Consider the following 12,396-nt stretch of genomic DNA (forward strand, 5'->3'; position numbering starts at 1 on the left):
GTGTCGGGATCGTCACGGGACGGGCGACATCGCGATGAGGGCGGTGGCCGTGACCGCGACGATCGCGGCGCAGAGCAGCAGCGTGGCGATCGTGTGCTTCGTCGAGGACTCCATGCCATCAGCCTCCCGTCCCGGCGGGTCCACGGCATCGGGCGTGAGGTGGAAGGCGTTCATCCGATCGACTGAACCGCGCACGGTCACCCCGCCGAGCTGTCGCGGCGCATCGGCGGGCACTCGCCGCCCGCGGTCGTCGCGAGCTCGTAGTGCCACGACTCGTTCTCGTAGGTCTGGCAGAGCCCGAACCGCCGGCCGTGCTCCTGCATCCACACCGCGGCGTCGAGCGCCCCGACGTCCACCGCACGACCCTGGACGTGCGTCGACCGGTCCGGGGTGTTCACCCAGCGTCGGGCCTCGTCGAGCGAACCGTGCTCCTCGACGCCCTGGTCGAGCAACGCCTGCTGGTACGCCCTCCTGCGCCAGCCGGAGTTGATGCGGACCTCCACCCCGTCCTCGGCCGCCGCCTCGGTCGCGCGGGCGACCGCCCGCCGGAGGTCCGGGTCCAGGTTCGCGATCGACGGGGTGTGCGCGATCTCGGCGATCGGCGCGCCGTCGGCCGCGTACCCGTCCGCGGTACTGACGGTGTGGCCGCCGACCTCCGCGGTCTCGCCGGACGGCGGCCCGACGGACACCGTCGTGTCGCCGGCGTGGGCGCCGGTTCGCTCGGCGGCGGGGATGGAGGCCGCGGCGCACCCCGCGACGGTCAGCGCCGCGGCGGTGACCACGATGGTGGCGATCAGGTGGAGGCGTGACTTCTGCATGCTGCCAGCATGTGGAACATCGCCTTCGTCGCGCTTCGGGCGCGGGACCCAAGGCGGTCACCCGGCCGGGTGAACCCGCGTCGTCCGCGGTGACCGGCCGTCGGACTGGAGGCGCGGGGCGGCGCCGCGACGCCCCTGCAGTCCGTCAGATGGTGATCTGGCCCAGCACGCGGTGGGCGATCGAGATCGACTCGCCGGACACGACCGACAGCGGCGACGCGAGGAACGCGACCAGGTCGGCGATCTGCTGCGGGCTGGAGTCCCCGGGGCCGCCCGGCCGGACCTCGGCGCTCGGGGTGTCCGTCACGGTCCCCGGGTTGACGACGTTGACCGTGACACCGGAGCCCACGGCCTCGTCGGCGAGGTTCTTCGCGATGACGCTCACGGCGGTGTTCCGCAGGGACGCGGTGATGTTGCCCGACAGGTACGCGTTCTGGCCGCTCACCACGACGACGCGTCCGAAGCCCGCCGCCCGCTGCCCCGGCAGCACCGCGTTCGCGACCCGGAGGAAGCCGAGGGCCTTGCCGTCGATCGCGGAGAGCACCTGCTCCGGGTCGGACTTCTTCGCCGGGTCGAGCGTCCCCGCGCTCGGGGCAGCCGTCACGACGAGGGCGTCGATGCGGCCGTGCTCCTCGAGCACGCGCGCGATCCCGGCGTCGACGGAGGCCTGGTCGGCGGTGTCGATCGCGACGCTGTCAGGGGAGTCGCCGGCGGTCCGGGAGGCGACGACGACGGTCGCTCCCTCGGCTCGGAGGCGATCGGCGACTGCGGTGCCGATGTACCCCTTCCCTCCGACGACGAGCGCGACACGGTTCTTGAGTTCGAGGTCCACGACGCCACGCTATGCCGCCCACCGAGCCGTGTCCGTCACCATCGGTACGCTGCTGCCCATGGGTGGGAAGCAGGCGCGCGGGGACGAGTGGACGGCAGACGATGCCGCGCTGTGGAACACGGTCGTGATCGCGGGCGAGCTCGACGCGCGTCGGGTACCGGCACACCGCACCGGGACGTCCTTCGCGTTGCAACCCGGTGAGATCGCGTTCGTCGGCGGTCCCTTCGCACTCGACGAGTGGCGGGCAGACGGGGACGGCTCGTACCAGCAGTCGTCGACGTTCGCGTTCGGCGGTCCGGCGTTCGTCGCCGGAGCGCTCATCGGCACCGCGATCGGCAACAGCCGGCGCCGGTCGAACGCGCGGTGGGCGGCGACGCCGATGTGGCGGCCCGGCTTCGCCGGCTGGGTCATCGTCACGAACCGCGGGTTCCACCTCTCCACCGACCACGCGAACCTCTTCTGGAACTGGGAGTCGATCTCGCAGATCGACGTCGTGGGTCGCGGGCAGCTCGTCATGTTCGGCGAGAGCACCGGTGGTCCGGTCCGGTGGATGATCCGAACGGGCTGGGCGGAGCTCGTCTTCGTCCTCTGGGCGCACCAGCAGCATCCCGACCACCCGCAGTACCGCGGCCGTGGCTGGCTCCACCCCGCCTGGCCCGAGTGGGCGGCGCACATGGGGCACCCCCTCCCGGACGGTGTCCTGCACGGCCAGCCCTCGGGACGCTCCGAACTCACCTGATCGACGCTCCCGCCGACTCGGCGACCGTCGCGAATGACACGGATGTAGTTCAACAGTGCTAACAGTTCGGTGCGTGAACCGTACAGAACAGAAACAGTTCGTTGCACTGATCGTTCACGTCGTGAAAGACTTCTGACCGTCCGCAGGGGACAGCAGGAAGCAGGAAGGCGGGATCGCAATGCACAGCACGTACACCGGGATGCCGCGACACACACGGCTCGGCGGCACCCACACCCGCGTCGGCCTGACCGACCCGGCCGTCATCGACGCCTACGTCGAACGACGAATCCAGGACCCGTCGCTCCTGTCCGGTCGCGCCGAACCGTCCTACGCGGACTTCTTCAACGTCCCCGTCGCGTAGTCCCACGTCCGTCCCACCCCGCACCGCCCGTAAGAGAGAACACTCGACCACATGCCGTTGACCGTCGTCCGTCGTGAGCACATGCACCTCTACGCCCGGGAGCCCCGGTCGCGTGCCGCGAAGGTCGCCGTCGACGCGCTCCTCCGGCTGCAGCACGCCGAGGAGCAGCAGCTCGAGCAGGCCCGCAGCGAGAGCGGGCTCACGAAGAACGAGTTCCTCGCCGTGCGGTACATGCTCCAGGCGCACCGGGACGGCCGGGTGATGGGCCCGAAGGACCTCGCCGTCATGCTCAACGTGTCGAACGCGTCGGTGACCAAGATCGTCGACGGGCTCGTCGACAAGGGCGACCTCGTGCGTGGACCGCACCCCACCGACCGCCGGGCGCAGGTGCTCGAGCCGACGGTGCAGGCGGCGAAGAAGATCGACGCCTCGTACGCCCGCTTCCACGAGGCCGTCGTCGAGGTGATGGACCACCTGTCCTCCGAGGAGAACGGCATCCTCGCCCGCTGCCTCTCGCAGATCACCGAAGCGCTCGCCGACGGCCGCCCCGCGCCCGTGGACGAGTACACCGTCGACCCGGACGGCGTGGCGGAGCCGCACGACGCCTGACCGTCACCGGGAGGAACGAGTCCCCACGCGCCTCCCGGAAAAAACCTTCCAGCGGTAAGTTGGGGGCATGACGCACCCCGCCGACGACGAAGCGGCCGCGCCGCGACGCGGCGGGTACCGCAAGGGTGCCGAGCGTCGGACGCAGATCCTCGACGAGATGATCCGGATGGTTGCCGACCACGGCGTCGACGCGTCGTCACTCCGGTCGGTCGCGGATGCGCTCGGGATCACCCACGCGGCACTGCGGCACTACTTCCCGAACCGCGACGAACTGCTCCTCGCCGTGTACCGCGAGCACGAGGTGCGCGAGCAGGGCGCTCCGGACCGGATGAAGTCGGCGATCGGCGACATGCGTGACAGTGCCTCGCGGAACCGCGAGGTCCCTGGACTCGTGCAGCTCTACACGACCCTCGCGGCCGACGCCGTGCAGGAGGGACACCCCGCGACGCGGGAGTTCATGCGCGAGCGGTTCACACGGCTGCGGGCGGACCTGGCGGCGTTGATCGCGGCGGACCAGGCGTCCGGGCGGATCCGCGCCGACCTGGACCCGGTCGACCTGGCGAGCCTGAGCATCGCTGCGTCCGACGGGCTGCAGGTGCAGTGGCTGCTCGACCCGGAGGCCGTGGACGGCGAGAAGGTGCTGCGGTTGCTCGAGCAGATCGTGCCGGCGGCCGACTGAGCCGCGGGCGGTCTTGCGGCGGGGGCCCGTCCGGTGAGCAGAAGACGTCGGGTGCCGAATCGGTACCCGACGTCTTCTGCTCAGTGAACGCTCACGGCCGGTTGGAGGCGAGCAGGAAGACGAACGCGGAATCCTGGATGCCCGCCACGGGGGCGCGATACGACAGCGCTCAGCCAGAGCGTGCTGCCGACCGGCTGAGTCGCGGGACTCTCGTGGGATGCCCCGTCCTGGGGTCAGTGAGAGAACGCACAGTCGGATACGATCGCCATCGCGCTGTCACCCGAGCAGTGCTCATTTCAGAACTCCAGGAGAACCCGTGTCGGACGCCCCGTACTCTGCTGTGCCCACCCAGCCCGTCGAGCCCCAACCCCCGCAGCGGGCCGCAGGCAACCCGTTCGGCATCACATCGCTGATCCTCGGCATCCTGGCGATGGTCGGGTTCGCGATCCCGTTCTTCAACTACGTCACCGTCGCGGTCGGCGCCGTCGGCCTCATGCTCGGCATCGTGGGCCTCGTTGTGAAGTTCCGTCCGCGGAAGGCCGCGATCGCGGGCGTCATCCTGTCGGGCCTCGGACTGATCCTTTCGATCATCCTCGCCGTCGTCTACACCGCGGTGTTCGCGGGCGCGGCCAAGGCGATCAGCAGCAGTGAGACTGTTCCGCCAGCTACCACGTCGAGTACGGCGGCGCCCGCTGGTGACACGTCCGAGGCCTCGTTCAAGGACGGTGTCCTCACCACCCCGAAGATGAAGCTCACGATCACGAGTCACCGAGTGATCCCCGCGGGCCAACCGGGCAACGAGTACGGCGACAAGCCCGTCATCGCCATCGTGTACACCACGACCAACCTGACGAGCGAGGCGATCGACCCGACGACCGCGTGGATCGGTTCGTTCCAGGCGTTCCAGGACAACGACCCGAACGCGGTGAACGAACTGAACGTGAGCTCGACTCCTGGGGACCAGTACCTCGACTCCCAGACCGAGAAGATCAAGCAGGGCGGCTCCGTCGAGAACGCCGTCGCGTACGAGCTCGACGACGAGACCACCCCGGTGAAGCTCACTGCGAAGGAGAACCTCTTCAGTGACGATCTGGGCTCCGTGACGTACGAGCTGCAGTAGCCGGCCGACCATCGAGTGAGCAGAAATCGTCGGGTACCGAATCGGTACCCGACGTTTTCTGCTCAGTGAACGCGAACGCGCACCGCCCACGCGGGTGGCGCGTGCGACGACCTACGCCGTCAGCACCGCGGCCGCCGGGTCGAAGTCCTCCGGCAGCGGCGGGATCGGGTCCACGGACGACGTGATGTCGACGGCGGAACCCGACGCCGCTGCGTCACGGATGCCGAGCAGCACGTCGAGGACGTGCAGCGCGACCGCACCGGAAGCACGCTCGGGACGGTCCTCGGCGATGGCCCGGGCGAGCTCGACGACACCGGTGCCGCGACCCCACGTGGAGCCGACGGCCTCGAGCGTCTCCGGCTCCTCCTGCCCGTAGCGCCAGAGCTGCGACGAGCCCTCGAACGTGTTGGGGTCGGGGAGCGAGATCGTGCCGAGCGTGCCGTTGATCTCCACGAAGCCCATGCGCGGCAGGGCGTGCTGGAACGAGAACGTCGACTGGGCGGACTGCCCGCCGGCGAACTCGATCAGTGCGGCGTGGTGGGTCGGGACCTCGACCGGGAACGTCTCGCCGGCGCGGGGGCCGGACGCGATCGTGCGACGGTCGAGCGACTTCGACGACACGGCCTGCACGCGGCTGGCGGTGCCGAACGCGTGCACGAGGGTCGTCACGTAGTACGGGCCCATGTCGAACAGGGGGCCGGCACCCTCGGCGAACAGGAAGTCCGGGTTCGGGTGCCACGCCTCGGGTCCGGGGACGTGGAACAGCGTCGTCGCGGAGAGCGGCTCGCCGATGTCGCCGCGGGCGATGGCACGCAGTGCCGTCTGGATGCCCGCGCCGAGCACGGTGTCCGGCGCGGTCGCGACCCGGAGTCCCTTCGACGCAGCGGAGGCGAGCACCGCGGCGGCCGACTCGTGGTCGGTCGCGATCGGCTTCTCGCTCCACACGTGCTTGCCGGCGTCGATGATCTGCTGGTCGACCTCGGCGTGTGCGGCCGGGATCGTCAGGTTGATCACGATGGAGATGTCGTCACGGGCGAGGAGCTCCTCGACCGAACCCGACGCGCCCACCCCGTACTCCGCGGCCTGGGCGGCGGCGCGGTCGAGCAGCACGTCGGCGACGAACCGGACCTCGACGTCGGCGAACTTGGTCAGGTTCTCCAGGTACTGCGTGGAGATGTTGCCGGCACCGATGATGCCGATCCCGACACGGGTCACTTGTCGTTGTCCTTCAGCCACGCGAGCGACTCGGTGATGCCCTCGAAGACGTCGCCCTTGTACGCGTCGAACTCGACGACGCGGATGGCCTGCGGCGCCGCGGCGAGGATGCCCGCCACGTCGACGTCGCCCTGGCCGGCCGGGGTCTGGTTCTCGAAGGCACGCTGGAGTGCTTCGGGGACGATGAGGGCGCTCTCGGACGAGGGCAGCGCGGTGCGGATGTCACCGTCGACCTTGCCGTCCTTGACGTGGATCGCGACGACGCGGTCACCCAGCGACGTGAGGACCGCGGGAGCGTCAGCGCCGCCGACGGTTGCCCAGAAGGTGTCGACCTCGAGGACGGTCTCCGGGCTGATCTGCGAGACGAACAGGTCGTAGACGGTGCGGCCGTCGACCTTGTTCGTGAACTCCCACTGGTGGTTGTGGTACCCGAACTGCAGGCCGCGCGACGCGGCCTCGGCGGTCAGGACGTTGACGCGCTCGGCGATCTTCGCGACGTCGTCGGCGGTCTGCCAGCGGTCCGTCGGGATGAACGGGTCGATGACGGTCTGGATGCCGAGGCGCTCGGCGGCGTCCCAGATCGGCGTCGTGTCCTCGGCGTCGATCACGGCGACGTGGCCGGACGGAGCCTTCAGGCCGGTGGCAGCGAAGGCACGCTCGAGGTCCGCGGCGCGCTCGACGAACGCGTAGGGCTCGACGTTCTCGTAGCCGATCTCGGCGACACGGGCGATGGCCTTGTCGAGGTCTTCGGCGATGGCGTCGCGCAGCGAGTACAGCTGCACAGAGGTGATGGGCATTGCAGAGGCTCCTTCGGTCCTGTCTGGGTGTCGAGGAGCGATGCTCCACGGCGAGATCGATGACGACGCTACCCCAAAAACCACCCGCTGTGTAGTTTTAGTCGCATGACCACAGCGTCGGTCGATGACGACCGCAGACAGCTCGCCGGGTGGCGGAACGCCATCATCGTCGCCTTCGCGATCGGCGGGGTGAGCCTCGCCGCCTGGGGACCGCGCCTCCCCGAGCTCCGCGTCGAACTCGGTGTGGACGTCGGCACCATCGGACTCATGCTCGGCGGCGTCACGATCGGTTCGATCGGCGGACTGCTCAGTGCCGCCCCGCTGCTCCGGCGCCTGGGTGGACGGCGGGCGTTGACGGCCGTCGTCGTGCTCGTCCCGGCGGCGATCGCCGTCATCGGCACGGCCGCCGCGCTGCACTCCGTCCCGCTCGCCGCGGTCGGGTTCGTGGTCGCCGGGGCGGGCATCGGCTCGCTCGACGTGATGGCGAACGTCGAGGGCACCGCGATCGAGGCGCTCGCCGGCCGCACGCTGCTCCCCTTGATGCACGCCGCCTGGTCGGGAGGCGCGGCCCTCGGCGCGGGACTCGCCGCGCTGTGCGCGTGGTTGGGCATCACCCCCTCGGCACAGTTGCTGGGAGAGGCCGTCGTCATCCTCGTGGTCGGCGTGATCGCCATGCGGGGCATCCCGGACGGCACCCGGGCCGAGGAGCACGACACGTCGCTCACGCCCCGGCAGCGGCTCCGGCAGTGGGCCCGCGGGTGGGCCGACGTGCGGCTGCTGCTCATCGGCGTGGTCATGCTCGGCGTCGAACTCGGCGAGGGGTCGGCCAACAACTGGCTCGCGCTCGCCACCACCGACGGGCACGGCCAGACCGCGGCGATCGGCGCGCTGTTCTTCACCGTGTTCGCCGTCTCCGAGGCAGCCACCCGCGTCTTCGCCGGCCCCGTCGTCGACCGGCTGGGTCGTGTCCGGACGGTCCGGTGGACGACCGCGCTCGGCATCGTCGGCGCCGTCCTCTTCATCGTCGGTGGCAGCTGGTGGCTCACCCTGATCGGCGTCGTCCTGTGGGCCGTCGGCGTCTCCATGGGCTTCCCGCTCGGCATGTCCGCCGCGGCGCAGAGCGGCCCGAACCCGGCGGCCCGCGTGAGCGTCGTCGCGTCGATCGGGTACTTCGCGAACTTCGCTGGCCCGCCGGTGATCGGCGCGATCGCCGAGCACGTGGGCGCGCTCAGCGCGCTGTGGCTGGTGGCGGTGCTGTTCGTCGCGGCGTTCGCGGCGTCCGGTTCGCTGCGTCCCGTCGCCCGACGCGACTGACGGGCGGACTGGAGGCGCGGGGCGGGCCCGCACCGTGCCTCCAGTCCGCATGGTGGTCACGCTGGATAGCGTGGGGTCCATGCTCGACGCCGACTCGCTGACCTGGGACCCGCCTGCCGGACGCATCACCGGCGTCGTCGACGGGGAGGTCGTCCGCGCGCTCGGGATCCCGTACGCCCGGGCCGCGCGCTTCCAGCGTCCCGAGCCGATGCCGCCCTTCGACGTGCCGTACCCGGCGACGACGCCGGCACCCGTCGCGCCCCAGGTCCAGTCGACGTTCGTCGACCAGCTGCTGCCGCCGGCCGAGGGCCTCGTCGTCGACGAGCACTGCCAACGCCTGTCGATCACCGCACCGGCCGACGTGCAGCCCGGCGAACGGCTGCCCGTCATGGTCTGGATCCACGGCGGCTCGTACGTCATCGGCGGTGGGGACGTGCCGATCTACGACGCCCGTGACCTCGTCTCCGAGCAGCGCGTCGTGTTCGTCTCGGTGACGTTCCGGCTCGGGATCCTGGGGTTCCTCGGTGACGGCGAGCGCGTGCCGGCGAACCTGGGGCTGCTCGACCTGGTCGAGTCGCTCCGCTGGGTCCGGACGAACATCGCGGCGTTCGGCGGCGACCCCGACCTGGTGACGGTGTTCGGCCAGTCTGCCGGCGGGGACGCGGCCGCGCACCTCATGATCAGCGAGGGCACGGCGGGGCTCTTCCGGCGGGCGATCATCCAGAGCGCACCGCTCGGGCTGTCCCGCGGGCGGTCACGGATGAACGCGGCCATGGTGCGCGCCGTCGGGAGCCTGCACCCGGACACCCCGCTCGACGACCTGCTCGAACGTCAGGCGATCGGGACCCGCGCTGCCGCACCGTACGGACTGCCGGGCGGGATGCCCTACGGCACGCAGTACGGTCACGCGCCCCTGCCCGCGGAGCGGTCCGTCGACGAGGCGTGGTCCACGGTCGCACCCGACATCGACGTGCTGATCGGCTCGGGCACCGACGAGGCCGGCATGTACGTGCCGCTCGTCCCCGGCCTCCGGACGATCGCGCGCTCGAAGTTGGTTCGTCCGCTCCTCCGGTGGCTGCTCGTCCGGCCGTTGTCGGACGTCATCTACGGCAAGGACGTCCGCCGCTTCACCGCACGGCACCGCGCTGCCGGAGGTCGGGCAACGTCGTACCGGCTGATCCGGGGCGTCACGACGAAGCCGACCGGCGCCGTCCACATGAGCGACCTGCCGCTGCTGCTCGGCGGTCGAGCGGCGTGGGCCGGCTCCCGGTTCGTGCCGGAGCGGGACTGGCCGGAGGTCGAACGGCGCGGCAGGGCCTTCCGTGCGATCTGGGCCGAGTTCGCGCGCACGGGGCGGGTCACGGCGGCGGACGACGAGACGCTGACGTTCGACCGGGGCTGACGGGCCGGGCGCGCGGGTGGCGCCTTCCGCCTCCGTCACCCTGCGCTTCCGCGAAAGCGACAGTCTGCCGCCGGAGTTCCGCGGCGATCTGTCGCCCTGGCGCACCAGACGGCCGGGCTCCCCGGCACACTGTCGCTGTGGCGGCACGGCCACGACCCCAGAACTGGCGGCTCGCGAGCCTGCCGCGCGGCCCGGAGAATCGACGGCATGCCCGAGTCCGACGTCGACCTGCGCGCCCGGATCGTCTCGGGCGCGATCGAGGCGTACCGTGCGGCCGACTTCCACACCGTCGGTCCGGCCGACGTGGCCGAGCACGCCGGGGTCACCGAGGAGACCGTCCGGCGGGTGTTCCCGCTGTGGGAGCTCCTCGTCGTCGCCGTGATGGACCGGTGGAACAACGGCAGCCGTCGGGCGCTGTGGGTCGTCGCCGAACGCTCGGGTGCCGTCGCCTACCTGCGCGCACGACTCGAGGCCGGCCGTGACGAACCCGCCCTCGTGCGCCTCCGGATCGCGCTGCTCAGCGCGGCGTCCAGCCCGGAGCACCCCGCGGCCGGATGGTTCCGGGGGCAGTACACGCGCTCGTTCGAGGACGTCACCCTCGCACTCGTGCGCGACGTCGTCGCCGGGCGCGAACCCCGCGGGACCTCGCCGCGGCACGCGGCCGAGCAGCTGGTCGCGCTCTACGAGGGGCTCCAGCTGCAGTCGATGCTCCGCGACGACGCCGAGCCGCTCGCCGGGTTCGACCGCGCGGTGGCGCGGATGCGGGCGGGGTGGGCTGCTGCGGCAGCGACCGTCTGAGGACGCGGTCCGTCGGCACGGCAGTGTGCGAGGTTCCGTACTGGGTGCGAGACCGTGAGGCTGTCACGTTGCGCGGAACCCCGCACGTTGCGGGCTGACCGGCCTGGAGGCGCGGCGCGGCTCGCGCACGCTCGCTCGGCTTCCTGGCATGGTCAGGAGATGGAGTACACGGACTACGACACCCGGCTCGCCGCCTACGGCGTGGTCACGCACGAAGGTCGCGTCCTGCTCGCCATGCAGCGGTTCCCGGAGGCGGGGACGTGGGCGCTCCCCGGTGGCGGTGTCGAACTCGACGAGAGCGTCGAGCAGGCCGTCGTCCGCGAGTTCATGGAGGAGACCGGGTACGAGGTCGCCGTCGGCGGGCTGCTCGGTGTCCGCCACCACGTCGTGCCCGCCGAGCGTCGGATGCACGCGAACGGTCGGCCGATGAAGGCCGTGCAGGTGGTCTTCCGGGTGTCGATCACGGGTGGTGCGCTCCGTGACGAGACCGACGGGTCCACCGAGCGTGCCGACTGGCTGCCGATCGCGGACCTGCCCCGGCACCGTCACGGCCTGGTGGTGCCGATCGCCCTCGGCTGGGCGGGCGCCCTCACCCGCTGACGGCGACTACTCCTCGATGACGCTCAGGACGTTGCCCGACGGGTCCGTGAACCAGGCGATGAGCGGGCCACCCTTCCGGTTCACGCCCTTCTCGTCGGTCATCCCGTCGTAGTGCAGGAACTCGACGCCCTTCGCAGCGAGCTCGTCGACCGCGTCGTCGACCGAGGGCACCGGGAAGTTCAGCACCGTGAACGCCGCGGGCTCGTGGGCCGGCCCCTTCGGGTAGACGAGCACCCCGTGGCCGTCGCCGAGCTGCAGGAACAGCATGCCGTGGTCCTCGGTGACCTCGACCCCCAGGACGTCCTCGTAGAACGCCTTCGCCTCGGGCACGTCCCGCACCGAGAACCCACTGAACGCCTTCGTCGCATCGACCATGCGGCAAGTGAACCACCGCCCGGCGCTGTCGGTGCGCTCTGCCAGGATGAACGCGTGACCCCGCCCGAGATGTCCGTCGACCAGGCCGTCGAGCGTGCCGTCGAGCTCGCGGGCCGCGACGGTCGGACGGTCCTCGGGATCGCCGGAGCGCCTGGTGCGGGCAAGTCGACGCTCGCCCGGCGGGTGGTCGTGGCCGTCGACGCGGCACTGGGAGCGGGCACTGCCGTGCAGGTCCCGATGGACGGGTTCCACCTGTCGAACGCCGCCCTCGACGCCCTCGGACGACACGACCGCAAGGGTGCGATCGACACCTTCGACGGCGAGGGCTACGTGGCGCTCGTGCGACGACTCGTGGCAGCGGACGCGGTCGACCACGCACGCGGTCCCGTCGTGTGGGCGCCGGACTTCGACCGCCGCGTCGACGAACCCGTCGCCGGCAGCATCGCCGTCCCGGCCACGACCCGACTGGTCGTGTCCGAGGGCAACTACCTGCTCGACGACACCGAGCCCTGGGCGACGCTCGCCGACCTCTTCACCGAGACCTGGTTCTGCAGCGTCGACGACGGCGTCCGCGTCGACCGTCTGGTGGGCCGGCACATGCGGCACGGCCGCGACCACGAGGCGGCCCGCGACTGGGCGGTGGAGGTCGACGGCGTGAACGCGGCGAGGGTCGCACCCACGGTGATCCGTGCCTCCAGGACGGTACGGACGTGACCACGAGACCGACGCGAACCAAC

Annotated in this window: 16 protein-coding genes; 10 read left to right on the plus strand and 6 right to left on the minus strand. The window is 71.2% G+C overall.

Features of this window, described 5'->3' with window-relative positions; all coding sequences use genetic code 11:
- Nucleotides 1–12: 12 nt before the first annotated feature.
- The 3 genes from FS532_RS18700 to FS532_RS11400 all read right to left on the minus strand — a co-directional run bounded on the left by FS532_RS18700 (nt 13) and on the right by FS532_RS11400 (nt 1,650).
- On the minus strand, nt 13–174 hold the full coding sequence (locus FS532_RS18700) for a hypothetical protein (RefSeq protein ID WP_186321995.1): 162 nt from the start codon (nt 172–174) through the stop codon (nt 13–15).
- Nucleotides 175–197: 23 nt separating this feature from the next.
- A complete protein-coding gene (locus FS532_RS11395) occupies nt 198–818 on the minus strand; it encodes a M15 family metallopeptidase (protein ID WP_144754075.1) in 621 nt (206 codons plus the stop codon).
- A gap of 145 nt (nt 819–963) precedes the next feature.
- Nucleotides 964–1,650 carry an SDR family NAD(P)-dependent oxidoreductase gene (locus tag FS532_RS11400; RefSeq protein ID WP_144754078.1) on the minus strand — a complete coding sequence of 229 codons (687 nt, stop codon included), beginning with the start codon at nt 1,648–1,650 and terminating at the stop codon, nt 964–966.
- A 58-nt stretch (nt 1,651–1,708) separates the two neighbouring features.
- On the opposite strand from FS532_RS11400, the gene FS532_RS11405 reads away from it, so the two are divergent.
- The 5 genes from FS532_RS11405 (at nt 1,709) to FS532_RS11425 (ending at nt 5,158) form a co-directional block, all read left to right on the plus strand.
- Nucleotides 1,709–2,389: a hypothetical protein gene (locus FS532_RS11405; protein ID WP_144754081.1), complete on the plus strand. Its 681-nt coding sequence runs from the start codon at nt 1,709–1,711 to the stop codon at nt 2,387–2,389.
- A gap of 178 nt (nt 2,390–2,567) precedes the next feature.
- Complete coding sequence (locus FS532_RS11410) at nt 2,568–2,750, plus strand: hypothetical protein (RefSeq protein ID WP_144754084.1); 183 nt, start codon at nt 2,568–2,570, stop codon at nt 2,748–2,750.
- A gap of 51 nt (nt 2,751–2,801) precedes the next feature.
- Nucleotides 2,802–3,359 (plus strand): MarR family winged helix-turn-helix transcriptional regulator, encoded by a 558-nt coding sequence (locus FS532_RS11415; RefSeq protein WP_144754087.1) that lies wholly within the window; start codon nt 2,802–2,804, stop codon nt 3,357–3,359.
- 67 nt (nt 3,360–3,426) lie between these two features.
- A complete protein-coding gene (locus tag FS532_RS11420) occupies nt 3,427–4,038 on the plus strand; it encodes a TetR/AcrR family transcriptional regulator (RefSeq protein WP_144754089.1) in 612 nt (203 codons plus the stop codon).
- Between the two features lie 340 nt (nt 4,039–4,378).
- The gene (locus tag FS532_RS11425; protein WP_222121979.1) at nt 4,379–5,158 is read left to right on the plus strand and encodes a DUF5067 domain-containing protein; all 780 of its coding nucleotides are present in this window, start codon (nt 4,379–4,381) and stop codon (nt 5,156–5,158) included.
- A gap of 111 nt (nt 5,159–5,269) precedes the next feature.
- Here the strand turns inward: FS532_RS11425 and FS532_RS11430 are convergent, their stop codons facing one another.
- Both FS532_RS11430 and FS532_RS11435 read right to left on the minus strand, forming a co-directional pair.
- Nucleotides 5,270–6,373 carry a Gfo/Idh/MocA family protein gene (locus FS532_RS11430; RefSeq protein ID WP_144754092.1) on the minus strand — a complete coding sequence of 368 codons (1,104 nt, stop codon included), beginning with the start codon at nt 6,371–6,373 and terminating at the stop codon, nt 5,270–5,272.
- Nucleotides 6,370–7,170 (minus strand): sugar phosphate isomerase/epimerase family protein, encoded by an 801-nt coding sequence (locus FS532_RS11435; protein ID WP_186321996.1) that lies wholly within the window; start codon nt 7,168–7,170, stop codon nt 6,370–6,372. Before FS532_RS11435 ends, FS532_RS11430 begins: the two co-directional genes overlap by 4 nt.
- 105 nt (nt 7,171–7,275) lie before the next feature.
- Here FS532_RS11435 and FS532_RS11440 point away from each other — a divergent pair, with 105 nt between their 5' ends.
- From FS532_RS11440 to FS532_RS11455, 4 genes are all read left to right on the plus strand, one after another.
- A complete protein-coding gene (locus FS532_RS11440; protein ID WP_144754095.1) occupies nt 7,276–8,484 on the plus strand; it encodes an MFS transporter in 1,209 nt (402 codons plus the stop codon).
- A 79-nt stretch (nt 8,485–8,563) separates the two neighbouring features.
- The gene (locus FS532_RS11445; protein WP_144754097.1) at nt 8,564–9,886 is read left to right on the plus strand and encodes a carboxylesterase family protein; all 1,323 of its coding nucleotides are present in this window, start codon (nt 8,564–8,566) and stop codon (nt 9,884–9,886) included.
- 207 nt (nt 9,887–10,093) lie between these two features.
- On the plus strand, nt 10,094–10,684 hold the full coding sequence (locus tag FS532_RS11450; protein WP_144754100.1) for a TetR/AcrR family transcriptional regulator: 591 nt from the start codon (nt 10,094–10,096) through the stop codon (nt 10,682–10,684).
- A gap of 159 nt (nt 10,685–10,843) precedes the next feature.
- Nucleotides 10,844–11,284 (plus strand): NUDIX hydrolase, encoded by a 441-nt coding sequence (locus FS532_RS11455; RefSeq protein ID WP_144754103.1) that lies wholly within the window; start codon nt 10,844–10,846, stop codon nt 11,282–11,284.
- 6 nt (nt 11,285–11,290) lie between these two features.
- Here the strand turns inward: FS532_RS11455 and FS532_RS11460 are convergent, their stop codons facing one another.
- Nucleotides 11,291–11,659: a VOC family protein gene (locus FS532_RS11460; RefSeq protein WP_144754106.1), complete on the minus strand. Its 369-nt coding sequence runs from the start codon at nt 11,657–11,659 to the stop codon at nt 11,291–11,293.
- 69 nt (nt 11,660–11,728) lie between these two features.
- Between FS532_RS11460 and FS532_RS11465 the strand changes: the two genes are divergently transcribed.
- Nucleotides 11,729–12,373: a nucleoside/nucleotide kinase family protein gene (locus FS532_RS11465; RefSeq protein ID WP_144754334.1), complete on the plus strand. Its 645-nt coding sequence runs from the start codon at nt 11,729–11,731 to the stop codon at nt 12,371–12,373.
- Nucleotides 12,374–12,396 lie beyond the last annotated feature (23 nt).

Source organism: Curtobacterium pusillum (assembly GCF_007673235.1).
Taxonomy (GTDB): Bacteria; Actinomycetota; Actinomycetes; order Actinomycetales; family Microbacteriaceae; genus Curtobacterium; species Curtobacterium pusillum_C.

Coding starts and splice junctions, on each gene's coding strand:
- FS532_RS11395 (WP_144754075.1), bottom strand. CDS start 818: ATGCAGAAGTCACGCCTCCACCTGATCGCCACCATCGTGGTCACCGCC.
- FS532_RS11465 (WP_144754334.1), top strand. CDS start 11,729: ATGTCCGTCGACCAGGCCGTCGAGCGTGCCGTCGAGCTCGCGGGCCGC.
- FS532_RS11435 (WP_186321996.1), bottom strand. CDS start 7,170: ATGCCCATCACCTCTGTGCAGCTGTACTCGCTGCGCGACGCCATCGCC.
- FS532_RS11440 (WP_144754095.1), top strand. CDS start 7,276: ATGACCACAGCGTCGGTCGATGACGACCGCAGACAGCTCGCCGGGTGG.
- FS532_RS11450 (WP_144754100.1), top strand. CDS start 10,094: ATGCCCGAGTCCGACGTCGACCTGCGCGCCCGGATCGTCTCGGGCGCG.
- FS532_RS18700 (WP_186321995.1), bottom strand. CDS start 174: ATGAACGCCTTCCACCTCACGCCCGATGCCGTGGACCCGCCGGGACGG.
- FS532_RS11415 (WP_144754087.1), top strand. CDS start 2,802: ATGCCGTTGACCGTCGTCCGTCGTGAGCACATGCACCTCTACGCCCGG.
- FS532_RS11420 (WP_144754089.1), top strand. CDS start 3,427: ATGACGCACCCCGCCGACGACGAAGCGGCCGCGCCGCGACGCGGCGGG.
- FS532_RS11445 (WP_144754097.1), top strand. CDS start 8,564: ATGCTCGACGCCGACTCGCTGACCTGGGACCCGCCTGCCGGACGCATC.
- FS532_RS11410 (WP_144754084.1), top strand. CDS start 2,568: ATGCACAGCACGTACACCGGGATGCCGCGACACACACGGCTCGGCGGC.
- FS532_RS11455 (WP_144754103.1), top strand. CDS start 10,844: ATGGAGTACACGGACTACGACACCCGGCTCGCCGCCTACGGCGTGGTC.
- FS532_RS11405 (WP_144754081.1), top strand. CDS start 1,709: ATGGGTGGGAAGCAGGCGCGCGGGGACGAGTGGACGGCAGACGATGCC.
- FS532_RS11460 (WP_144754106.1), bottom strand. CDS start 11,659: ATGGTCGATGCGACGAAGGCGTTCAGTGGGTTCTCGGTGCGGGACGTG.